The following is a 23,235-nucleotide window of genomic DNA, read 5'->3' on the forward strand; positions in this document are numbered from 1 at the left end:
AGGCCCGGATTGCAATACGCCATCCGGGCACGACGTCATTAGCGAGTAACTTCGACTTTCGCCAGTTTTTCGTAGTAGCACGCCAGGGCGCTATGATCCGCCGTTCCTAAACCATCGGCACGCAGTGCCTGCATCATCTCCATAACCGCAGCAGTCAGCGGCAGTTGCGCGCCAACGCCATGGGAAGTATCCAGCGCATTTGCCAGATCCTTAATATGCAGATCAATACGGAAGCCCGGCTTGAAGTTGCGGTCCATCACCATCGGCGCTTTGGCATCCAGCACGGTACTGCCCGCCAGTCCACCGCGAATTGCCTGATACACCAGATCCGGGTTAACGCCCGCTTTGGTTGCCAGCGTTAACGCTTCTGACATCGCGGCAATATTCAGCGCCACAATGACCTGATTTGCCAGTTTGGTGACGTTACCTGCACCGATTTCCCCGGTATGCACCACGGAACCCGCCATCGCTTTCATCAAATCATAGTATTTGTCGAAAATAGCCTTGTCGCCGCCCACCATCACTGACAGCGTACCGTCGATGGCTTTCGGTTCACCGCCGCTCACCGGGGCGTCCAGCATATCAATGCCTTTCGCTTTCAGCGCTTCGCTTATTTCACGGCTTGCCAGCGGTGCAATAGAACTCATATCGATCAATACCGTACCAGGCTTCGCGCCTTCAATAACGCCATTCTCACCCAGCGCCACCTCTTTCACATGAGGGGAGTTTGGCAGCATGGTTATGATGACGTCGCACTGTTCAGCGATCGCTTTAGCCGTAGAAGCTGTTTCTGCACCTGCAGCAATCACGTCAGCAATAGCTTCTGGGTTACGGTCAGCAACCACCAGCGAGTAACCTGCTTTCAGAAGGTTTTTACTCATTGGTTTACCCATAATCCCCAGGCCAATAAAACCAACTTTCATAGTCATATCAATTATCTCTCTTGTTGCGGTGGTGGTTATTTTTTAAAGGTATCAGCCAGTTTCTGAGTGGCAGAGCGGAAGACGCCGAGATCGCTGCCGACAGCCACAAACGTCGCGCCCCATTCCAGATAACGACGCGCATCGGCTTCGACCGGCGCGAGGATACCGCTGGGTTTGCCGTACGCACTGGCACGGTTAAAAATATGCTGGATTGCTTTTTGTACATCCGGGTGCGAGGCATTGCCGAGATGGCCTAATGCCGCAGCCAGATCGCTGGGGCCGACGAAGATACCGTCTACACCTTCGGTAGCGGCAATGGCATCGACGTTATCTACGCCCTGCTGACTTTCTATCTGGACCAGAATGGTGATGTTCTTGTTCGACTGAGCGAAATAATCCGCCACGGTGCCAAACATATTGGCGCGGTGAGAAACGGAGACGCCGCGAATGCCTTCCGGTGGGTAACGGGTTGATGCCACCGCCTGCTCTGCTTCCTCTTTTGTTTCTACAAAAGGAATCAGGAAGTTATAGAAACCGATATCCAGAAGACGCTTTATAATTACCGGCTCGTTGGTCGGCACTCGCACTACTGGCGCGCTGGCGCTGCCTTTCAGGGCCATTAACTGCGGAATAAACGTGGAGATATCGTTTGGCGCATGTTCGCCATCCAGCACCAGCCAGTCAAACCCAGCCAAACCAAGAACTTCAGTGCTAATCGGGTTAGAGAGTGCTGACCAGCAACCAATTTGTACCTGTTTCGCAGCCAGTGCGGCTTTGAATTTATTCGGGAAAACATCGTTATTCATCGCTTATACCTTTGCTTATTTCTGCAATTCCATACGTTTAATGTCGCCAACTACGAAGAGGTAGCAGACCATCGCCATCAGCGCTGAACATCCCACGAAAACCAGTGCTGCATTGAAGGAGTGCAGTTCACTTACCAGGTAGCCAATCACCAGTGGAGTGACAATGGAGGCAACATTTCCAAAGACGTTAAAGACGCCGCCGCAGAGGCCAACAATCTCTTTCGGCGCGGTGTCAGAAATCACCGGCCAGCCCAGCGCGCCAAATCCTTTGCCAAAGAAGGCCAGCGCCATCAGCATGACCACCAGCGTGGTATTATTGGTGTAGTTACATAAGATGATGGTGGAAGCCAGCAACATTCCCAGCACAATCGGTAGCTTACGTGCCAGGGTCAGGGACAAACCGCGTTTGATCAGATAATCCGAGAAGACACCTCCCAGCACGCCGCCCGCAAAACCACACAGTGCCGGAATCGAGGCGACCAGACCCACTTTCAGAATCGACATGCCTTTTTCCTGCACCAGATAAATCGGGAACCAGGTGAGGAAGAACCAGGTGATGGTGTTGATAAAATATTGTCCGAAAAATACGCCCAACATCATGCGGTTAGAGAGCAATTGCTTGATGTAATGCAGTTTGGGACCGCTTGCTGCCGCGCTGCCCGGCTTTTTGTGGTCCATATCGACCACCGCGCCATTTTCAGATATAAACTTCAGCTCTTCCGCAGACATACGTGGGTGATCTGTCGGGTTATGAATCAACTTGATCCACAGCGCCGTCAGCACAAAACCAATCACCCCCATAACGGTAAAGACGTGCTCCCATCCCCAGGCGAAAGTCAGCCAGCCAAGCAGAGGCGAAAAGAGCGCCAGCGAGAAATATTGCGCCGAGTTAAAGATGGCGGAGGCAGTACCACGTTCTTTCGTCGGGAACCAGGCGGCGACAATACGGGCGTTCGCCGGGAATGATGGCGCTTCCGAGAAGCCGAGCATAAAGCGCATAAAGAACATGGAGATCCCTGCCCAGGCCAGCGGGAACATATCAACAAAGCCTTGCAGGAAGGTGAATAGCGACCAGAAAAAGAGGCTGTAGGTGTAAACTTTTTTCGAGCCAAACTTATCAAGCAGCCAGCCGCCGGGGATTTGCATCAGCAAGTAGGCCCAGCCAAAAGCAGAAAAGATGTAACCCATCGAAACCGCACTTAACTGCAACTCTTTTGCCACTTCGGTACCAGCAATAGACAGCGTTGCACGATCGGCGTAGTTAACGGCGGTAACAATAAAAATAATCAGTAATATTAAATAGCGGGTATGCACGCCTTTCTTTTTTACGTCAACGGTGTCCAGAATCATTTTATTTACCTCGGGTACTTATGCTGATTTTTATTATTATGGGGAAGGTGTTATTTATGAGTTTTATTTATGCCGTTACGACAATGAACTCAGGAATTAGTATAAGCAGCGAGAGAATAATAATCATTGTGCAAATGCTAATTTAATTATTACTATTTAAATATTATTTTGAGCATATGCACATAAGGTTGCGCGCTAAAGCACAGATTTGCGCTTTACCCTGCCGGGCGGCACTGCAATCCCTGAAATGATTGACATTGATCACATTTCTGCGTTTAAACTCCTGACATTCTTATTTCACCCAATGAAGTCATTTATTTTTTAAATGAGACCAGGTCCTCATTTTAATAACCCCTGGCTGGAGAATATTGCACAATGGCCAACATCGAAATCAGACAAGAAACGCCAACTGCGTTTTATATAAAAGTTCACGACACAGATAATGTGGCAATTATTGTTAATGATAATGGCCTGAAAGCAGGAACGCGTTTTCCGGATGGGCTGGAATTAATTGAACATATTCCCCAGGGGCATAAAGTCGCATTGCTGGACATTCCGGCTAATGGTGAAATTATTCGTTATGGCGAAGTGATTGGTTACGCCGTGCGCGCAATCCCACGCGGAAGCTGGATCGACGAATCAATGGTTGTACTACCGGAAGCGCCGCCGTTACACACGCTGCCACTGGCAACCAAAGTCCCGGAACCCTTACCGCCGCTGGAAGGATACACCTTTGAGGGCTATCGCAATGCTGATGGCAGCGTGGGCACCAAAAACCTGCTCGGCATCACCACCAGCGTCCACTGTGTGGCAGGCGTGGTGGACTACGTAGTAAAAATCATTGAACGCGATCTGCTACCGAAATACCCGAACGTCGATGGCGTGGTGGGGCTGAATCATTTGTACGGTTGTGGCGTGGCGATTAACGCACCGGCGGCAGTTGTGCCTATTCGTACCATTCACAATATTTCGCTGAACCCTAACTTTGGCGGCGAAGTAATGGTGATTGGTCTGGGTTGTGAAAAGTTGCAGCCTGAACGCCTGCTGACTGGAACGGATGATGTGCAAGCTATTCCAGTAGAAAGCGCCAGCATTGTCAGTTTGCAGGATGAAAAGCATGTCGGTTTTCAGTCCATGGTCGAGGATATTTTGCAGGTCGCCGAACGCCATCTACAAAAACTGAATCAACGTCAGCGAGAAACCTGTCCGGCTTCAGAACTGGTTGTCGGCATGCAGTGCGGTGGCAGCGATGCGTTTTCTGGCGTAACGGCAAATCCAGCCGTGGGTTATGCATCTGATCTACTGGTGCGCTGCGGTGCAACAGTGATGTTCTCGGAAGTCACAGAAGTGCGTGACGCGATCCATCTGCTGACGCCGCGCGCAGTGAACGAAGAGGTCGGCAAGCGTCTGCTGGAAGAGATGGAGTGGTACGATAACTATCTCAATATGGGAAAAACCGACCGCAGCGCCAACCCTTCGCCGGGCAACAAGAAAGGCGGTCTGGCAAATGTGGTGGAGAAAGCGCTCGGCTCCATTGCTAAATCGGGTAAAAGCGCAATTGTTGAAGTGCTGTCGCCCGGTCAACGCCCGACTAAACGCGGATTAATTTACGCCGCGACACCAGCCAGCGATTTTGTCTGTGGCACGCAACAGGTGGCATCAGGGATTACCGTGCAAGTGTTTACGACCGGTCGCGGCACGCCATATGGCCTGATGGCAGTACCCGTCATTAAAATGGCGACCCGCACCGAACTGGCAAACCGTTGGTTTGACTTAATGGATATCAACGCAGGCACCATCGCCACCGGCGAAGAAACCATAGAAGAAGTGGGCTGGAAGCTGTTCCACTTTATTCTCGACGTCGCCAGCGGGAAGAAGAAAACCTTCTCGGATCAATGGGGGCTGCATAACCAGCTGGCGGTGTTTAACCCGGCACCGGTGACCTGATTTCTTTTGGAACGTCCCTCGCAAAACATGGCCTTAGTGCCATGTTTTTATTGTTTAAAGTCCACACATCCATTAATAATGCATTTGCATTACCTTAGTTCAAGCTTATAATTTGAGCAGAAAACAGGCTGTAAAAGGACAGTAAATAATGCCCGCTAATGCTCGCTCTAACGCTGTACTGACCACTGAATCAAAGGTCACGATACGCGGACAAACAACTATCCCCGCGCCAGTGCGTGAGGCCTTAAAACTGAAGCCAGGCCTGGACAGCATTCATTACGAAATTCTGCCTGGTGGGCAAGTATTTATGTGCCGACTGGGAGATGAACAGGAGGATCATACTATGAATGCATTTTTGCGTTTTCTGGATGCAGATATCCAGAACAACCCGCAAAAAACTCGTCCATTCGACATTCAACAAGGAAAGAAACTTGTCGCTGGCATGGACGTCAACATTGACGATGAGATTGGCGACGACGAATAATGGATTTTCCACAAAGGGTTAATGGTTGGGCGCTATATGCTCATCCCTGTTTTCAGGAAACCTACGATGCTTTAGTTGCCGAAGTCGAGGCATTAAAGGGAAAAGATCCTGAAAATTATCAGAGAAAAGCTGCCACAAAGTTATTGGCGGTGGTCCATAAAGTGATTGAGGAGCATATCACGGTCAATCCATCATCACCGGCATTCCGTCATGGCAAGTCGTTAGGCTCTGGGAAAAATAAAGACTGGTCACGGGTAAAATTTGGTGCTGGTCGCTATCGTCTCTTCTTTCGTTACAGTGAAAAAGAGAAAGTCATCATTCTGGGATGGATGAACGATGAAAACACGCTGCGCACCTACGGTAAAAAAACAGATGCCTATACCGTATTCAGTAAAATGTTAAAAAGAGGACATCCTCCTGCCGACTGGGAAAGCCTCGCCCAAGAGACAGAAGAAAACCATTGATGGTGTTCACAATGCCCGCCGAACGCATTGGTGTTGACCAGCGGGCATCCTTTCTCATTCCCCGACCAGAATCACTTCAACCCCAGCCTTTCGCAGTCCTTCCAGACTATCCGCAGGAATGCCTTCATCAACAATGATCATGTCGATACGTTGAGTATCAATGATCTTATGTAAACTGGAACGATTGAACTTACTGGAATCGGTGACCACGATGATCCGTTCCGCAACTTCGCACATCCGACGGTTTAAACGGGCTTCATCTTCATTATGCGTGCTGACGCCGCGCTCCAGATCGATCGCATCTACGCCGAGAAAAAGCATATCAAAGTGGTAATTTTGTAGCGATTGTTCAGCCTGATCGCCGTAAAAAGATTGCGACTGACGCCGCAAATGCCCGCCGGTCATCAGCAGCTCAACGCCTTCCGCTTCCAGCAACGCATTAGCCACGTTCATACCATTGGTCATCGCAATTACGTCAGTGTGCTTGCGCATCAGACGAGCAATCTCAAAAGTGGTGGTCCCGGAATCGAGGATCACCCGATGACCTGGCTGAATCAACTCAACGGCAGCTTTCGCAACGCTGCGTTTCATCGCAGTGTTCAGCGCGCTTTTATCTTCCACTGATGGCTCGACTGACGGCGTCGTGCTATCGCAGATCAACGCGCCGCCATAGGCCCGCACAGCGATCCCCTGCTTTTCCAGAAACGCCAGATCGTTGCGGATCGTCACAGTAGATACGCCATACAATGCCGACAGATCGTTAACCTGCACACTCCCTTGCTGTCGCAGGCGCTGAATGATTTGTTCTCGTCGCTCGCTGGTGCCTGTCACTCGCTTCTCGCCTGAAGCGTCGGTATTACTCATAGTAAGTCCTTTCGTAAAACTTTCGTTTCATTTCGTTTTGCCTATTAACGCCTTTCTATTAAGCAAATGCAAGCCCACATTGCCCCCAGCCGCAAGCTACTCTCGTTTTAGAGACTTTCATTATGTTTCTTTTGTGAATCAGATCAGAAAACTATTATCTTTCGTTTTATTTTTATCTCACCATGACGCAGTATCAACTGAAACAAAACGAAAGATTAATATCGCAGCAATCTGAACTGGAGAGGAAAGTGAAACATCTGACAGAAATGGTGAGGCAGCACAAAGAGGGCAAAACAAATGGGATTTATGCCGTTTGTTCCGCACACCCGCTGGTGCTGGAAGCTGCAATCCGCTACGCCAGTGCAAACCAAACACCGTTACTGATTGAAGCGACATCCAATCAGGTGGACCAGTTCGGCGGTTATACCGGAATGACACCCGCCGATTTTCGCGGCTTTGTTTGTCAGCTCGCCGACTCATTGAATTTCCCACAAGACGCGTTGATTCTGGGTGGTGATCATCTGGGGCCAAACCGCTGGCAAAACCTGCCTGCCGCTCAGGCGATGGCCAATGCCGATGATTTGATTAAAAGCTACGTGGCGGCAGGATTCAAAAAAATTCACCTTGATTGCAGCATGTCCTGTCAGGACGATCCGGTTCCCTTAACCGATGACATCGTGGCTGAACGCGCCGCCCGACTGGCTAAAGTGGCGGAAGAAACCTGCCGTGAACACTTTGGCGAAGCCGATCTGGTGTATGTCATTGGTACCGAAGTGCCGGTACCTGGCGGCGCGCATGAAACCTTAAGCGAGCTGGCGGTCACCACGCCGGATGCCGCCCGCGCCACGCTGGAAGCCCATCGTCACGCCTTTGAAAAGCAAGGTCTGAATGCCATCTGGCCACGCATCATTGCTCTGGTGGTACAACCCGGCGTCGAATTCGATCACACCAACGTTATTGATTATCAGCCAGCTAAAGCGACCGCCTTAAGCCAGATGGTCGAAAACTACGAAACGCTGATTTTCGAAGCGCACTCTACCGATTACCAAACGCCGCAATCGCTGCGCCAGCTGGTGATTGACCACTTTGCCATTCTGAAAGTTGGTCCGGCGCTAACCTTCGCCCTGCGTGAAGCTCTGTTCTCTCTGGCGGCGATTGAAGAAGAACTGGTACCAGCAAAAGCCTGTTCCGGTCTGCGTCAGGTGCTGGAAAACGTGATGCTCGACCGCCCGGAATACTGGCAAAGCCACTACCACGGTGACGGCAACGCGCGTCGTCTGGCGCGTGGTTATAGCTACTCGGATCGCGTGCGCTATTACTGGCCGGACAGCCAGATTGATGACGCTTTCGCTCATCTGGTTCGTAACCTGGCGGATGCGCCAATTCCGCTGCCGCTCATCAGTCAGTACCTGCCGCTGCAATACGTGAAAGTTCGCTCCGGCGAGCTGCAGCCAACGCCACGGGAACTCATTATCAACCATATTCAGGACATCCTGGCGCAGTACCACACAGCCTGTGAAGGCCAATAAGCAAAACAAAGAGGAACACGCTATGCCAAATATTGTTTTAAGCCGGATTGATGAACGCTTGATTCACGGTCAGGTCGGCGTTCAGTGGGTCGGATTTGCGGGGGCAAATCTGGTGCTGGTAGCCAATGATGAGGTTGCCGAAGATCCGGTACAACAAAACCTGATGGAAATGGTACTGGCAGAAGGGATCGCCGTACGTTTCTGGACGCTGCAAAAAGTGATCGACAACATTCACCGCGCCGCCGATCGGCAGAAAATTCTGCTGGTTTGTAAAACACCTGCCGATTTCCTGACGCTGGTTAAAGGTGGGGTCCCGGTGAGTCGCATTAACGTTGGCAACATGCACTATGCCAATGGCAAGCAGCAAATCGCCAAAACGGTTTCTGTGGATGCGAGCGATATCGCGGCATTTAACGACCTGAAAGCCACTGGGGTGGAATGCTTCGTTCAGGGCGTTCCGACAGAACCTGCTGTGGACCTCTTTAAATTACTTTGAGGGATTCATTATGGAAATCAGTCTGTTGCAGGCATTTGCGTTGGGCATTATCGCCTTTATCGCTGGCCTGGATATGTTTAACGGCTTGACCCATATGCACCGCCCGGTGGTCCTCGGCCCGTTAGTTGGGTTGGTGCTTGGCGATCTGCATACCGGTATTTTAACCGGCGGTACGCTGGAACTGGTGTGGATGGGGCTGGCACCGCTGGCGGGCGCACAGCCGCCTAACGTGATTATCGGAACTATCGTCGGCACGGCGTTTGCCATTACTACTGGCGTGAAACCGGATGTCGCGGTCGGTGTCGCCGTACCTTTCGCTGTCGCAGTACAGATGGGGATTACCTTCCTGTTCTCGGTGATGTCTGGCGTAATGTCCCGCTGCGACCGGATGGCGGAGAACGCTGATACTCGCGGCATTGAACGCGTGAACTATCTGGCACTGCTGGCACTCGGCACTTTCTATTTTCTCTGCGCTTTCCTGCCTATCTACTTCGGCGCGGAACATGCAAAAACCATCATTGATGTCCTGCCGCAACGATTAATCGACGGCCTCGGCGTCGCGGGCGGCATCATGCCAGCAATCGGTTTTGCCGTGCTGCTGAAAATCATGATGAAAAACGTCTACATCCCCTACTTCATCCTGGGCTTTGTTGCCGCAGCCTGGCTCAAGTTACCGGTGCTGGCTATTGCTGCCGCTGCGCTGGCGATGGCGCTGATCGACCTGCTGCGTAAATCTCCTGAACCGACTCAACCTGCGGCACAGAAAGAGGAATTTGAAGATGGCATCTAATCAAACCACCCTGCCGAACGTCAGCGAAAATGAAGAAACACTGCTGACTGGCGTCAATGAAAACGTGTATGAAGATCAGAGCATTGGCGCAGAGCTGACGAAAAAAGATATCAACCGCGTCGCCTGGCGTTCCATGCTGTTACAAGCGTCTTTTAACTACGAACGTATGCAGGCTTCCGGCTGGTTGTACGGTCTGCTGCCTGCTCTGAAAAAGATCCACACTAATAAACGCGACCTGGCGCGCGCCATGAAGGGGCATATGGGTTTCTTCAATACCCATCCGTTTCTGGTGACGTTTGTTATCGGCATTATCCTTGCGATGGAGCGTTCTAAGCAGGACGTTAACAGTATTCAGAGCACCAAAATTGCCGTCGGTGCGCCTCTCGGCGGGATTGGCGATGCGATGTTCTGGCTAACGTTACTGCCGATTTGTGGCGGGATTGGTGCCAGTCTGGCATTGCAAGGCTCTATTCTTGGCGCAGTCGTGTTTATTGTGCTGTTTAACGTGGTACACCTGGGGCTGCGTTTTGGTCTGGCGCATTATGCTTACCGCATGGGCGTGGCGGCGATCCCACTCATTAAAGCGAATACCAAAAAAGTCGGCCATGCAGCGTCTATCGTTGGGATGACGGTGATCGGCGCGCTGGTGGCAACCTATGTTCGTTTAAGCACCACGCTGGAAATCACGGCGGGCGACGCAGTGGTTAAGCTGCAGGCTGACGTTATCGACAAACTGATGCCTGCCTTCTTACCGCTGGTCTACACCCTGACCATGTTCTGGCTGGTACGCCGCGGCTGGAGTCCGCTGCGCCTGATTGCGGTTACCGTGGTTCTTGGCATCGTCGGTAAATTCTGTCATTTCCTTTAAATACAATGAGGTATTAGATGTTAAGTATTATTTTGACAGGGCATGGCGGATTTGCCAGCGGCATGGAAAAAGCAATGAAGCAAATTCTCGGTGAGCAATCGCAGTTTATCGCCATCGATTTTCCGGAAACCTCAAGCACCGCGCTGCTTACATCGCAGCTTGAAGAGGCCATCGCCCAACTGGATTGTGAAGACGGCATTGTTTTTCTGACAGATTTGCTGGGCGGCACACCGTTTCGCGTGGCTTCAACGCTGGCGATGCAAAAACCGGGCTATGAAGTGATCACCGGCACCAATTTGCAACTGTTACTGGAAATGGTGCTGGAGCGCGAAGGGTTAAGCGGTGAAGAATTCCGTGTACAGGCGCTGGAGTGTGGACACCGTGGGCTGACCAGTCTGGTGGATGAATTAGGCCGCTGCCATGAAGAATGTCCGGTCGAGGAAGGAATATGACACACGTTCTTCGCGCCAGAAGACTGCTGACTGAGGAGGGCTGGCTTGATGATCATCAGTTGCATATTGCTGACGGTGTAATTGCAGCAATCGAACCGATTCCAGTGGGCGTGGCTGAACGCGATGCGGAACTGCTCTGCCCCGCTTATATCGATACCCATGTACACGGTGGTGCGGGCGTTGATGTTATGGATGACGCGCCGGATGTGCTCGACAAGCTGGCAATGCACAAGGCACGGGAAGGTGTCGGCAGTTGGTTGCCGACTACCGTAACCGCGCCGCTTAATACCATTCATGCGGCGCTGGAACGTATTGCTCTACGCTGCCAGCGCGGTGGACCTGGTGCGCAAGTGCTGGGGAGTTATCTCGAAGGGCCGTACTTCACGCCGCAGAATAAAGGCGCACATCCGCCGGAGCTGTTTCGCGAACTTGAAATTGCCGAGCTGGATCAATTGATTGCTGTTTCACGGCATACCTTGCGCATGGTGGCGCTGGCACCAGAGAAAACGGGCGCGTTACAAGCCATTCGTCATCTTAAACAGCAGAACGTGCGGGTAATGCTGGGACATAGCGCAGCAACCTGGCAACAAACCCGCGCCGCATTTGATGCTGGCGCAGACGGCCTGGTGCATTGCTATAACGGGATGACAGGATTACATCACCGCGAACCGGGAATGGTTGGCGCGGGTTTAACGGACAAGCGCGCCTGGCTGGAATTGATAGCCGATGGGCATCATGTTCATCCGGCGGCGATGTCACTGTGTTGTTGCTGTGCGAAAGAGAGGATAGTTCTGATCACCGACGCGATGCAGGCAGCCGGGATGCCGGATGGTCACTATACGTTATGTGGTGAAGAAGTGCAGATGCGCGGTGGCGTTGTCCGTACCGCGTCCGGTGGGCTGGCGGGCAGTACGCTGTCTGTTGATGCGGCTGTTCGCAATATGGTCGAGCTGACGGGCGTAACGCCAGCGGAAGCCATCCATATGGCGTCGCTGCATCCGGCGCGAATGCTGGGTGTTGATGGTGTTTTGGGATCACTTAAACCGGGCAAACGCGCCAGCGTCGTTGCGCTGGATAGCGGACTGCATGTGCAACAAATCTGGATTCAGGGTCAATTAGCTTCGTTTTGATGGTTTGCTCCTTTATTGGGCCTTCACTTCCCCCGTAAGGCCTTTCTTTTTCTTTCGTTTTAATCTGTGCAGTGGTGTCGAATGCGACGCTGGCGCGTCTTATCCGCTCTACGGTACGCCGCTTCCAGCAATCGGTACACATAGCGACGTCATCACGCAATCCTTTAATCTTCCCTTGTCTTTTCTTTCAACGATCACAAATTTCGTTTTATTTCTTTTTTCTCCATTGAACTTTCGATTTCTTTTCTATAGATTTTAATCAACGAAACGAATCACCAAGTGAAATGAAACGAAAGGCAAGCGAAACCTGCAATGCCGGAAGTCAAGTTCATCAGACTAAGGATTGAGTTATGCCAGAAAATTACACCCCAGCGGCCGCCACCACCGGCACATGGACTGAAGAAGAGATCCGCCATCAGCCTCGCGCATGGATCCGTTCACTCACCAACATCGACGCGTTACGTACAGCTCTCAATAACTTCCTTGAACCGTTACTGCGCAAAGAGAATCTGCGGATCATTCTGACCGGAGCCGGAACCTCGGCATTTATCGGTGACATCATCGCGCCGTGGCTCGCCAGCCATACTGGTAAAAACTTCAGCGCCGTACCAACCACCGATCTGGTCACCAATCCGATGGACTACCTGAATCCAGCTCATCCGCTGCTGTTGATCTCCTTCGGTCGATCTGGCAACAGCCCGGAAAGCGTCGCCGCCGTGGAACTGGCGAATCAGTTTGTACCGGAATGCTATCACCTGCCGATCACCTGCAACGAAGCGGGCGCTCTTTACCAAAACGCGATCAACAGCGACAACGCGTTTGCCCTGCTGATGCCCGCAGAAACGCACGATCGCGGCTTTGCAATGACAAGCAGCATTACCACTATGATGGCCAGCTGCCTCGCGGTTTTCGCACCTGAGGCAATCAATAGCCAGACCTTCCGCGACGTAGCGGATCGTTGCCAGGCGATCCTGACCTCACTGGGCGATTTCAGCGAAGGTGTGTTTGGTTACGCACCGTGGAAACGGATCGTTTATCTCGGCAGCGGTGGCTTACAGGGCGCAGCACGCGAGTCGGCGCTGAAAGTACTGGAACTGACGGCGGGTAAACTGGCGGCCTTTTATGATTCCCCGACCGGATTCCGTCATGGCCCGAAATCGCTGGTCGATAACGAAACGCTGGTGGTGGTGTTTGTCTCCAGCCACCCCTATACGCGTCAGTATGATCTTGATCTGCTGGCAGAACTCCGCCGTGACAACCAGGCAATGCGCGTAATCGCCATCGCCGCGGAAGGCAACGACGTTATTACCGCCGGTCCACATATCATCCTGCCGCCGTCACGTCACTTTATCGACGTTGAGCAGGCATTTTGCTTCCTGATGTACGCCCAGACGTTTGCACTGATGCAGTCGCTGCACATGGGCAATACGCCGGATACCCCATCAGCCAGCGGCACCGTTAACCGTGTGGTGCAAGGCGTAATCATTCATCCGTGGCAGGCATAAGAGGATCGCATTATGAGCATTATCTCCACCAAATATCTGTTACAGGACGCCCAGGCCAATGGCTACGCGGTGCCTGCTTTTAACATTCATAACGCCGAGACGATCCAGGCGATCCTCGAAGTGTGCAGTGAAATGCGATCGCCGGTGATCCTCGCCGGGACGCCGGGGACCTTTAAACATATCGCGCTGGAAGAGATCTACGCCCTGTGTAGTGCCTATTCCACAACCTACAACATGCCACTGGCGCTGCATCTCGACCACCACGAATCGCTGGATGATATTCGCCGTAAAGTCCACGCAGGCGTGCGCAGTGCGATGATCGACGGCAGCCACTTCCCGTTTGACGAGAACGTGAAGCTGGTGAAATCGGTTGTCGACTTCTGCCACTCACAGGATTGCAGCGTGGAAGCAGAACTGGGCCGCCTGGGCGGTGTTGAAGATGACATGAGCGTTGACGCCGAAAGTGCATTCCTGACCGATCCACAAGAAGCTAAACGCTTTGTCGAACTGACTGGCGTCGACAGCCTGGCGGTAGCGATTGGTACGGCGCACGGCTTATACAGCAAAACGCCGAAGATTGATTTCCAGCGGCTGGCGGAAATTCGTGAAGTGGTGGATGTTCCTCTGGTGCTGCATGGTGCCAGCGATGTTCCAGATGAATTTGTCCGCCGCACTATTGAACTTGGCGTCACAAAAGTAAACGTTGCCACAGAATTAAAAATAGCTTTCGCTGGCGCGGTTAAAGCCTGGTTTGCGGAAAATCCGCAGGGTAATGATCCTCGTTATTATATGCGCGTCGGTATGGATGCGATGAAAGAAGTTGTCAGAAATAAAATTAATGTCTGTGGTTCAGCGAATCGAATTTCAGCATAATCATTAGTTTTTTATGATTTATCCCAATGTACTTCCCGATTAATATCGGGGAGTGCCTTAATGGTAAAGGAGATAACTAAACCTTAATAAATACATCAGTAAAATATCGCAACAATAATATATTTAAAAAAATTATATTATTCAACTTTATGGTGAGGATTACACAATGAGCAGTCCAAATATTCTCTTAACCCGTATTGATAACCGTCTGGTTCACGGTCAGGTTGGTGTGACCTGGACATCTACCATCGGTGCAAATCTGCTGGTGGTCGTGGATGATGTTGTCGCTAACGATGATATTCAACAGAAATTAATGGGTATTACCGCGGAAACCTACGGCTTTGGCATTCGTTTCTTTACTATCGAAAAAACCATTAACGTCATCGGCAAAGCTGCACCGCATCAGAAGATCTTCCTGATTTGCCGTACGCCACAAACGGTACGTAAATTGATAGAAGGTGGCATTGACCTGAAAGATGTCAACGTCGGCAATATGCATTTCTCGGAAGGTAAAAAGCAAATCAGCAGTAAAGTTTATGTCGATGACCAGGATCTCACGGACTTACGCTTTATTAAACAACGCGGTGTGAATATTTTTATTCAGGACGTCCCCGGCGATCAAAAAGAACAAATCCCTGACTAAATTTAAAATCGCCTTAATACTGGTTTGAGGTAATAAAAATGCATGAAATAACCCTAATTCAGGGATTATCCCTGGCGGCGTTAGTTTTCGTTCTGGGGATTGATTTTTGGCTGGAAGCCTTATTTTTATTCCGCCCGATAATCGTTTGTACCCTTACAGGTGCTATTCTCGGTGATATTCAGATTGGCTTAATTACCGGTGGCCTAACAGAACTGGCTTTCGCCGGATTAACCCCCGCAGGTGGTGTACAGCCGCCCAACCCAATTATGGCGGGTCTGATGACTACCGTCATTGCGTGGTCTACTGGCGTCGATGCCAAAACGGCAATTGGCCTTGGTCTGCCGTTTAGTTTGTTAATGCAGTACGTCATTCTGTTCTTCTATTCGGCATTCTCATTATTTATGACCAAAGCCGATAAATGTGCGAAAGAGGCGGATACAGCAGCGTTTTCCCGACTTAACTGGACAACGATGCTCATCGTCGCTTCAGCGTATGCGGTGATTGCTTTCCTCTGTACTTACCTGGCACAGGGGGCGATGCAGGCGCTGGTGAAAGCGATGCCCGCCTGGCTGACCCACGGCTTTGAAGTGGCTGGCGGTATTCTGCCTGCCGTTGGTTTTGGCTTGCTGCTGCGCGTAATGTTCAAAGCGCAATATATCCCTTACCTGATCGCCGGTTTCCTGTTTGTTTGCTACATCCAGGTCAGCAACCTGTTGCCAGTTGCCGTACTGGGTGCAGGCTTTGCGGTGTATGAGTTTTTCAATGCGAAATCCCGGCAGCAAGCGCAACCGCAGCCCGTTGCCAGTAAAAATGAAGAAGAGGACTACAGCAATGGGATCTGAAATCAGTAAAAAAGATATCACCCGTCTGGGCTTTCGTTCGTCACTCCTGCAAGCGAGCTTTAACTACGAAAGGATGCAGGCGGGCGGTTTTACCTGGGCGATGTTGCCGATCCTGAAAAAGATTTATAAGGACGACAAACCGGGCCTAAGCGCGGCGATGAAAGATAACCTCGAATTTATTAATACTCACCCGAATCTGGTCGGATTCCTGATGGGGTTATTAATTTCGATGGAAGAAAAAGGAGAAAACCGCGACACCATTAAAGGCCTCAAAGTGGCGCTGTTTGGCCCAATCGCCGGGATTGGTGATGCGATTTTCTGGTTTACCTTATTGCCGATTATGGCGGGAATTTGCTCATCATTTGCCAGCCAGGGAAACTTGCTGGGGCCGATTCTATTTTTCGCCGTTTACCTGCTTATCTTCTTCCTGCGCGTCGGCTGGACCCACGTCGGTTATTCAGTCGGCGTGAAGGCGATCGATAAAGTGCGAGAGAACTCGCAGATGATTGCTCGTTCGGCAACCATCCTCGGGATCACGGTAATCGGCGGGCTGATCGCTTCGTATGTGCATATTAACGTGGTGACATCGTTTGCCATCGACAGTACCCACAGCGTCGCGCTGCAGCAGGATTTCTTCGATAAAGTCTTCCCGAACATTTTACCGATGGCCTACACCCTGTTGATGTATTACTTCCTGCGGGTGAAAAAAGCGCATCCGGTGCTGTTAATCGGCGTGACTTTTGTGCTCTCTATTGTTTGTTCCGCATTCGGCATTTTGTAAATGGAACGAGGCACTGCGTCTGGTGGTGCCTCTTTACTAAAGGAATTTCATCCTGTGCAAACCCTTCAACAAGTTGAAAACTATACGGCGTTAAGTGAACGTGCCAGCGAATATTTATTGGCCGTGATCCGTAGCAAACCGGATGCCGTGATTTGCCTGGCGACCGGAGCCACGCCATTACTGACGTATCATTATCTGGTAGAAAAAATCCACCAGCAGCAGGTTGATGTCAGCCAGCTCACCTTCGTGAAGCTCGACGAATGGGTGGATCTGCCATTAACGATGCCTGGCACCTGCGAAACTTTCCTTCAACAGCATATCGTGCAGCCGCTGGGGCTACGTGAAGACCAGCTCATCAGCTTTCGCTCCGAAGAGATAAATGAGACAGAGTGCGAACGGGTAACGAACCTGATTGCGCGCAAAGGCGGTCTGGATTTATGCGTTCTCGGATTGGGGAAAAACGGTCATCTTGGGCTGAACGAACCGGGAGAAAGCCTGCAACCGGCCTGCCATATCAGTCAACTTGATGCCAGAACACAGCAACATGAGATGTTAAAAACCGCGGGTCGCCCCGTGACTCGTGGGATCACCTTAGGCCTGAAGGATATTCTCAATACCCGCGAAGTTTTGCTACTGGTGACTGGCGAAGGAAAGCAGGATGCGACAGAACGTTTTCTCACGGCTAAAGTCTCTACCGCTATCCCAGCTTCGTTTTTATGGCTGCATAACTATTTCACATGCATGATTGATGAGATGTGTCGTCGTTAAATCGCCCGGTGTAGGCGTTGCAGCTCTATTCTTGCTGCGACGCCTGTAATCACTCCCCCTGCTGTTCCAGCGCATACTTATACAGCGCGTTTTTTTTCACGCCGTGAATCTCTGCCGCCAGCGCCGCCGCTTTCTTCAGCGGAAGCTCAGCCTGTAACAACGCCAGCGTGCGCAGGGCATCGGCGGGTAAGTCTTCTTCCTGCGCTTTATGGCCTTCAACAATCAGCACCATTTCGCCTTTGCGACGGTTTTCATCGTCTTTTACCCACGCCAGCAGCTCGCCAACGGGCGCGCCGTGAATGGTTTCCCAGGTTTTGGTGAGCTCACGCGCCAGCACCACGTAACGGGACTCACCCAGCACAGCAACGATATCTTCCAGGCTATCTAACAGACGGTGGGTGGATTCATAAAAAATCAGCGTGCGCGGCTCCGCTTCAATGGCTTTTAGCGCATCACGACGGCCTTTTGATTTGGCAGGCAGGAAACCTTCATAACAAAAACGATCGGATGGTAAACCCGCAGCACTTAATGCAGTGATAGCAGCACACGGCCCCGGTAGTGGCACCACGCGAATCCCCGCTTCTCGGCAGGTACGCACCAGATGATAGCCGGGATCGTTAATTAGTGGCGTTCCGGCATCGGACACCAGCGCAATGTTTTGCCCTTCCTGCAGCTTCGCCAGTAACGTTTCGGCTTTCTGTTGTTCGTTATGGTCGTGCAAGGCGAACAACCTGGCGTTAATTCCAAAATGTTGCAGCAGTAAACCGGTATGACGCGTATCCTCGGCGGCAATCAGATCAACGGCCTGTAAAACCTCCAACGCACGCTGGGTGATATCTGCCAGATTGCCGATTGGCGTCGGTACAATGTAAAGCTGGCCCTGAGAATTATCCGCCGATTGGTGTTGTTTCATTGTGTCGTCCGTATTGCCGATTTAATATTGAGCATTGCGTAAAAAAAATATCACTGGATACATTATGGTACCCTCAACATTTTCTCGTTTGAAAGCCGCGCGTTGTCTGCCTGTTGTTCTGGCAGCCCTGATTTTCGCCGGTTGTGGCACCCATACTCCCGATCAGTCCACTGCCTATATGCAGGGCACGGCGCAGGCTGATTCTGCCTTTTATCTTCAGCAGATGCAGCAAAGCGCTGATGATACCAGGATCAACTGGCAATTACTCGCCATTCGTGCACTGGTGAAAGAAGGTAAAACCGGGCAGGCGGTGGAGCTGTTTAACCAACTGCCGCAGGAACTGAACGATTACCAGCGTCGCGAGAAAACTCTTCTGGCAGTAGAAATTAAGCTGGCGCAGAAAGATTTTGCTGGCGCACAAACCCTGCTGGCGAAAATCACACCTGCCGATTTAGATCAAAACCAGCAGGCGCGTTACTGGCAGGCAAAAATCGATGCCAGTCAGGGGCGTCCTTCCATTGATTTACTGCGCGCCTTAATTGCTCAGGAACCCCTGCTCGGCGCGAAAGAAAAGCAACAGAATATTGATGCTACATGGCAGGCACTCTCCTCCATGACTCAGGACCAGGCGAATACGCTGGTGATCAACGCCGACGAAAATATTCTGCAAGGCTGGCTTGATCTGCAGCGCGTCTGGTTTGATAACCGTAACGATCCCGACATGATGAAAGCTGGGATCGCCGACTGGCAGAAACGTTATCCGAACAACCCGGGCGCGAAAATGCTGCCTACGCAGTTGGTAAACGTAAAAGCATTTAAACCCGCATCGACCAACAAAATCGCCCTGCTGTTGCCACTGAATGGCCAGGCAGCGGTATTTGGCCGCACTATTCAGCAAGGCTTTGAAGCGGCGAAAAATATCGGCACTCAGCCAGTGGCGGCACAGGCAACTGCCGCACCAATCGCAGACGTTGCAGAACAACCCCAGCAGCAAACTGTTGACGGCGTTGCCAGCCCGGCACAAACCTCGGTTAGCGATCTGACAGGCGAAGAAACCGCGGCTCAACCAGTGCCTGTAAGCGCCCCGGCGGCAAGCACTGCGGCGGTAAGCGCCCCCGCGAATCCATCCGCAGAGCTGAAAATTTATGATACCTCATCACAACCGCTTAGCCAGATCCTCAACCAGGTTCAGCAGGATGGCGCGAGTATTGTGGTCGGTCCGTTGCTGAAAAATAACGTTGAAGAGTTACTGAAAAGCAACACCCCGCTGAACGTGCTGGCACTGAACCAGCCGGAAAATATCGAAAACCGCGTCAATATTTGTTACTTCGCGCTTTCACCGGAAGACGAAGCGCGCGATGCAGCGCGTCATATTCGTGACCAGGGTAAACAAGCGCCACTGGTGCTGATCCCTCGCAGTTCGCTGGGCGATCGCGTAGCCAATGCGTTTGCGCAAGAGTGGCAGAAGCTGGGCGGCGGCACCGTTTTGCAACAAAAATTTGGTTCCACCAGCGAATTACGCGCGGGAGTTAACGGTGGTTCTGGTATCGCTTTAACCGGTAGCCCGATTACTCCCAGAGCGACAACCGACTCAGGCATAACGACCAACAATCCAACGCTGCAAACCACGCCAACCGATGACCAGTTCACCAATAATGGCGGTCGTGTCGATGCGGTGTACATTGTGGCAACGCCGGGTGAAATCGCTTTTATCAAACCGATGATCGCCATGCGTAACGGTAGCCAGAGCGGTGCAACGCTGTACGCAAGCTCCCGAAGCGCACAAGGCACCGCGGGTCCGGATTTCCGTCTGGAAATGGAAGGTTTGCAATATAGCGAAATCCCGATGCTGGCGGGCGGTAATCTGCCATTAATGCAGCAGGCGCTCAGTGCGGTGAATAACGATTATTCGCTGGCTCGCATGTATGCGATGGGCGTTGATGCCTGGTCGTTGGCAAATCATTTCTCACAGATGCGCCAGGTTCAGGGTTTCGAAATCAACGGTAATACCGGAAGTCTGACGGCTAACCCGGATTGCGTAATTAACAGGAAGTTATCATGGCTACAGTACCAACAAGGTCAGGTAGTCCCCGCCAGTTAACCACTAAACAGACCGGCGATGCGTGGGAAGCACAAGCGCGTCGCTGGCTGGAGAGCAAAGGACTGCGGTTTGTCGCCGCTAACGTGAACGAGCGTGGCGGCGAGATCGATCTGATAATGCGTGAAGGCAGGACCACCGTTTTTGTCGAGGTGCGTTACCGCCGCTCAGCCCTTTACGGTGGTGCGGCAGCCAGTGTGACCCGCAGCAAACAACACAAATTATTACAGACTGCCCGCTTGTGGCTCGCGCGTCATAATGGGAGTTTTGATACTGTGGATTGCCGGTTCGATGTGGTAGCCTTCACCGGGAATGAAGTTGAGTGGATTAAGGATGCCTTTAATGACCACTCATAATTAAGGTTTAAGGATTAGCGTGCAAGAACGAATTAAAGCTTGCTTCACTGAAAGCATTCAAACTCAAATTGCGGCAGCAGAGGCGCTTCCGGATGCCATCTCCCGTGCAGCCATGACGCTGGTTCAGTCTCTGCTCAATGGCAACAAAATCCTCTGTTGTGGTAATGGAACTTCCGCTGCCAATGCACAGCATTTTGCTGCCAGCATGATCAACCGATTCGAAACGGAGCGGCCCAGCTTACCTGCCATTGCACTAAATACTGATAATGTTGTCTTAACGGCGATTGCCAACGATCGCTTACATGACGAAGTGTATGCAAAACAAGTGCGGGCGCTGGGGCATGCGGGAGATGTGTTGTTAGCCATTTCCACCCGTGGCAACAGCCGCGATATCGTAAAAGCAGTAGAAGCTGCTGTTACGCGTGATATGACCATTGTGGCATTGACTGGCTATGACGGCGGTGAACTTGCAGGGTTGTTAGGGCCACAGGATGTGGAGATCCGCATTCCTTCGCATCGTAGTGCTCGCATTCAGGAAATGCATATGCTGACGGTAAATTGCTTGTGCGATCTGATCGATAACACGCTTTTCCCTCACCAGGATGTTTAAGGAGAATACATGAAGGCATTATCGCCAATCGCAGTCCTTATTTCCGCACTGCTGTTGCAAGGTTGCGTTGCTGCCGCCGTAGTGGGCACCGCGGCTGTGGGTACAAAAGCCGCAACTGACCCACGCAGTGTCGGCACCCAGGTGGATGATGGAACCCTGGAAGTGCGCGTGAACAGCGCATTGTCGAAAGACGAACAAATCAAGAAAGAAGCACGCATTAATGTCACGGCCTATCAGGGCAAAGTGCTGCTGGTTGGGCAGTCACCAAATGCTGAACTTTCGGCTCGCGCCAAACAGATTGCTATGGGCGTAGACGGTGCCAACGAAGTGTATAACGAGATTCGTCAGGGCCAGCCGATTGGTCTGGGCGAAGCGTCTAACGATACGTGGATCACCACCAAAGTGCGTTCGCAGCTCTTAACCAGCGACCTGGTGAAATCGTCCAACGTGAAAGTGACCACCGAAAACGGTGAAGTGTTCCTGATGGGACTAGTGACTGAACGTGAAGCGAAAGCGGCGGCAGATATTGCCAGCCGGGTAAGCGGCGTGAAGCGGGTAACCACGGCGTTTACGTTCATTAAATAACAACGCCTTGTAATGCCTGATGCGACGCTTGCCGCGTCTTATCAGGCCTACAACGATGCAAACCGTAGGTCGGATAAGGCGTTTACGCCGCATCCGACATGTTTTCCCTCAAATCAGAACAACAGCGCCAGCCCGCCGACAATCACACCAGACACCGCCACCATCGCACCCGTCAGCCATAAGGCTTTCGCCGGGAACGCTTTACGCAACATTATCAGCGACGGCAAACTTACAGCAGGAAGCGTCATCAACAATGCCAGCGCCGGAGCGGTTCCCATACCTGCCAGCATCATCGTTTGTACAATCGGAATTTCTGCTGCCGTGGGAATGACAAACAAGCATCCCGCTACCGCCATCGCAATCACCCACATCAGGCTGTTATCGACAGCACCATCGGCATGGGGGAATAACCAGACGCGTGCGGCACCCAACGCCAGCACCGCCAGGATATAAACCGGGATCGTACTCCAGAAAAGCGTCCATAGCGCCCTGCCCCAGCGGCTAAAAAATCCGCCCTGCACTTCCGGCATGTCAATTTCGACCGGTGCCTGTGTTTGCGGTGTTTCACGCACCCATTTTTGCACCAGGGTCGCAATCAGCAACACCATCACCAGTCCCGCCACCAGACGAATCGCCGCAAAGCCCCAGCCGAGGACAAAACCCATAAACACCAGCGTCGCCGGGTTTAACAACGGATTGCCCATCCAGAATGCCAGCGCCCCGCCCATCGACACCTGTTGGCGACGCATCCCCGCCGCGACCGGTGCCGCACAGCAAGTACACATCATGCCCGGCAGCGAAAACAGCGTTCCCAGCAGCGTGCCGCGAAAGCGCGATTGCCCAAGCGTGCGTAGCAGCCAGTCACGAGGGATCAGCACCTGAATCAACGACCCGAGGATCACTCCCAGCACCGCCGCTTTCCATACCGCGAGGAAATAGACCATCGCGTAATCCAACGCCGCCTGCCACGGATTAGCATCCGCCTGTGAGAGTATTGATTTACCGATGTTGTGAGTTTCGGCGGCGGTAAACGCTTTGCCGTAGTAAGGTTGCCATTTCACATACCAGAGACCAGCAATGACAACGAGAAAGAAAAGCGCGGGTTTCCACCACTGAATGGGCGTTGCCGCCTGAGATGAAGACTGACCAGTCATAGCA

Annotated in this window: 25 protein-coding genes; 19 read left to right on the plus strand and 6 right to left on the minus strand. The window is 51.9% G+C overall.

The window, feature by feature from the left end:
• Window positions 1-38: 38 nt before the first annotated feature.
• From garR to garP, 3 genes are read right to left on the minus strand one after another with little or no spacing between them, the layout of a single operon-like run.
• Complete coding sequence (gene garR / locus FQZ95_RS06875; protein WP_088541784.1) at window positions 39-929, minus strand: 2-hydroxy-3-oxopropionate reductase; 891 nt, start codon at window positions 927-929, stop codon at window positions 39-41.
• Between the two features lie 29 nt (window positions 930-958).
• Window positions 959-1,729 (minus strand): 2-dehydro-3-deoxyglucarate aldolase, encoded by a 771-nt coding sequence (gene garL / locus FQZ95_RS06880; RefSeq protein ID WP_160530034.1) that lies wholly within the window; start codon window positions 1,727-1,729, stop codon window positions 959-961.
• Window positions 1,730-1,744: 15 nt separating this feature from the next.
• Window positions 1,745-3,079 (minus strand): galactarate/glucarate/glycerate transporter GarP, encoded by a 1,335-nt coding sequence (garP, locus tag FQZ95_RS06885; protein ID WP_000599651.1) that lies wholly within the window; start codon window positions 3,077-3,079, stop codon window positions 1,745-1,747.
• A gap of 375 nt (window positions 3,080-3,454) precedes the next feature.
• On the opposite strand from garP, the gene garD reads away from it, so the two are divergent.
• The 3 genes from garD to yhaV all read left to right on the plus strand — a co-directional run bounded on the left by garD (window position 3,455) and on the right by yhaV (window position 5,974).
• Window positions 3,455-5,026, plus strand: coding sequence for a galactarate dehydratase (garD, locus tag FQZ95_RS06890; protein ID WP_001273763.1), 1,572 nt, complete (start codon window positions 3,455-3,457; stop codon window positions 5,024-5,026).
• Window positions 5,027-5,174: 148 nt separating this feature from the next.
• A complete protein-coding gene (gene prlF, locus FQZ95_RS06895) occupies window positions 5,175-5,510 on the plus strand; it encodes a type II toxin-antitoxin system antitoxin PrlF (protein WP_001296435.1) in 336 nt (111 codons plus the stop codon).
• On the plus strand, window positions 5,510-5,974 hold the full coding sequence (gene yhaV / locus FQZ95_RS06900; RefSeq protein WP_000347250.1) for a type II toxin-antitoxin system ribonuclease toxin YhaV: 465 nt from the start codon (window positions 5,510-5,512) through the stop codon (window positions 5,972-5,974). Before prlF ends, yhaV begins: the two co-directional genes overlap by 1 nt.
• A 54-nt stretch (window positions 5,975-6,028) precedes the next feature.
• Here yhaV and agaR read toward each other — a convergent pair whose 3' ends face one another.
• Window positions 6,029-6,838, minus strand: coding sequence for an aga operon transcriptional regulator AgaR (gene agaR / locus FQZ95_RS06905; protein WP_000072187.1), 810 nt, complete (start codon window positions 6,836-6,838; stop codon window positions 6,029-6,031).
• A 248-nt stretch (window positions 6,839-7,086) separates the two neighbouring features.
• On the opposite strand from agaR, the gene kbaZ reads away from it, so the two are divergent.
• The 12 genes from kbaZ to FQZ95_RS06965 all read left to right on the plus strand — a co-directional run bounded on the left by kbaZ (window position 7,087) and on the right by FQZ95_RS06965 (window position 17,515).
• Window positions 7,087-8,367, plus strand: coding sequence for a tagatose-bisphosphate aldolase subunit KbaZ (kbaZ, locus tag FQZ95_RS06910; RefSeq protein WP_104917761.1), 1,281 nt, complete (start codon window positions 7,087-7,089; stop codon window positions 8,365-8,367).
• A 22-nt stretch (window positions 8,368-8,389) separates the two neighbouring features.
• Entirely contained in the window at window positions 8,390-8,863 is a 474-nt protein-coding gene (agaV, locus tag FQZ95_RS06915; protein ID WP_160530035.1) for a PTS N-acetylgalactosamine transporter subunit IIB, read from the plus strand.
• Window positions 8,864-8,873: 10 nt separating this feature from the next.
• Window positions 8,874-9,653 (plus strand): PTS N-acetylgalactosamine transporter subunit IIC, encoded by a 780-nt coding sequence (agaW, locus tag FQZ95_RS06920; protein WP_000406214.1) that lies wholly within the window; start codon window positions 8,874-8,876, stop codon window positions 9,651-9,653.
• Window positions 9,643-10,521 (plus strand): PTS N-acetylgalactosamine transporter subunit IID, encoded by an 879-nt coding sequence (agaE, locus tag FQZ95_RS06925; protein ID WP_001295548.1) that lies wholly within the window; start codon window positions 9,643-9,645, stop codon window positions 10,519-10,521. Before agaW ends, agaE begins: the two co-directional genes overlap by 11 nt.
• 17 nt (window positions 10,522-10,538) lie before the next feature.
• Window positions 10,539-10,973, plus strand: coding sequence for a PTS galactosamine/N-acetylgalactosamine transporter subunit IIA (agaF, locus tag FQZ95_RS06930; protein ID WP_032303830.1), 435 nt, complete (start codon window positions 10,539-10,541; stop codon window positions 10,971-10,973).
• On the plus strand, window positions 10,970-12,103 hold the full coding sequence (gene nagA, locus FQZ95_RS06935; RefSeq protein ID WP_160530036.1) for an N-acetylglucosamine-6-phosphate deacetylase: 1,134 nt from the start codon (window positions 10,970-10,972) through the stop codon (window positions 12,101-12,103). The genes agaF and nagA overlap by 4 nt, the downstream gene beginning before the upstream one ends.
• A 350-nt stretch (window positions 12,104-12,453) precedes the next feature.
• The gene (locus tag FQZ95_RS06940) at window positions 12,454-13,608 is read left to right on the plus strand and encodes an AgaS family sugar isomerase (protein ID WP_160530037.1); all 1,155 of its coding nucleotides are present in this window, start codon (window positions 12,454-12,456) and stop codon (window positions 13,606-13,608) included.
• A gap of 12 nt (window positions 13,609-13,620) precedes the next feature.
• Window positions 13,621-14,481 carry a tagatose-bisphosphate aldolase subunit KbaY gene (kbaY, locus tag FQZ95_RS06945; protein WP_000022773.1) on the plus strand — a complete coding sequence of 287 codons (861 nt, stop codon included), beginning with the start codon at window positions 13,621-13,623 and terminating at the stop codon, window positions 14,479-14,481.
• Window positions 14,482-14,647: 166 nt separating this feature from the next.
• Window positions 14,648-15,124, plus strand: coding sequence for a PTS galactosamine transporter subunit IIB (gene agaB / locus FQZ95_RS06950; RefSeq protein WP_000098012.1), 477 nt, complete (start codon window positions 14,648-14,650; stop codon window positions 15,122-15,124).
• Window positions 15,125-15,162: 38 nt separating this feature from the next.
• Window positions 15,163-15,966: a PTS galactosamine transporter subunit IIC gene (agaC, locus tag FQZ95_RS06955; protein ID WP_000544464.1), complete on the plus strand. Its 804-nt coding sequence runs from the start codon at window positions 15,163-15,165 to the stop codon at window positions 15,964-15,966.
• Window positions 15,956-16,747, plus strand: a complete 792-nt coding sequence (gene agaD / locus FQZ95_RS06960; protein WP_000534351.1) for a PTS galactosamine transporter subunit IID — start codon at window positions 15,956-15,958, stop codon at window positions 16,745-16,747. Before agaC ends, agaD begins: the two co-directional genes overlap by 11 nt.
• On the plus strand, window positions 16,748-17,515 hold the full coding sequence (locus FQZ95_RS06965) for a galactosamine-6-phosphate isomerase (protein WP_077782412.1): 768 nt from the start codon (window positions 16,748-16,750) through the stop codon (window positions 17,513-17,515).
• Between the two features lie 49 nt (window positions 17,516-17,564).
• On the opposite strand, the gene rsmI is transcribed toward FQZ95_RS06965, so the two are convergent.
• Entirely contained in the window at window positions 17,565-18,428 is an 864-nt protein-coding gene (gene rsmI, locus FQZ95_RS06970) for a 16S rRNA (cytidine(1402)-2'-O)-methyltransferase (protein ID WP_160530038.1), read from the minus strand.
• A gap of 64 nt (window positions 18,429-18,492) precedes the next feature.
• Between rsmI and lpoA the strand changes: the two genes are divergently transcribed.
• The 4 genes from lpoA to dolP are packed head-to-tail and all read left to right on the plus strand — an operon-like array spanning window position 18,493 to window position 22,077.
• The gene (lpoA, locus tag FQZ95_RS06975; RefSeq protein ID WP_160530039.1) at window positions 18,493-20,529 is read left to right on the plus strand and encodes a penicillin-binding protein activator LpoA; all 2,037 of its coding nucleotides are present in this window, start codon (window positions 18,493-18,495) and stop codon (window positions 20,527-20,529) included.
• A complete protein-coding gene (locus FQZ95_RS06980; RefSeq protein WP_000246844.1) occupies window positions 20,487-20,882 on the plus strand; it encodes a YraN family protein in 396 nt (131 codons plus the stop codon). The genes lpoA and FQZ95_RS06980 overlap by 43 nt, the downstream gene beginning before the upstream one ends.
• A gap of 19 nt (window positions 20,883-20,901) precedes the next feature.
• Window positions 20,902-21,492: a DnaA initiator-associating protein DiaA gene (gene diaA / locus FQZ95_RS06985; protein ID WP_001158035.1), complete on the plus strand. Its 591-nt coding sequence runs from the start codon at window positions 20,902-20,904 to the stop codon at window positions 21,490-21,492.
• A 9-nt stretch (window positions 21,493-21,501) separates the two neighbouring features.
• Entirely contained in the window at window positions 21,502-22,077 is a 576-nt protein-coding gene (gene dolP, locus FQZ95_RS06990; RefSeq protein WP_000646033.1) for a division/outer membrane stress-associated lipid-binding lipoprotein, read from the plus strand.
• A gap of 113 nt (window positions 22,078-22,190) precedes the next feature.
• Here the strand turns inward: dolP and FQZ95_RS06995 are convergent, their stop codons facing one another.
• A complete protein-coding gene (locus FQZ95_RS06995; RefSeq protein WP_032185189.1) occupies window positions 22,191-23,231 on the minus strand; it encodes a permease in 1,041 nt (346 codons plus the stop codon).
• Window positions 23,232-23,235 lie beyond the last annotated feature (4 nt).

Source organism: Escherichia sp. HH41S (genome assembly GCF_009820115.1).
Taxonomy (GTDB): domain Bacteria; phylum Pseudomonadota; class Gammaproteobacteria; order Enterobacterales; family Enterobacteriaceae; genus Escherichia; species Escherichia coli_F.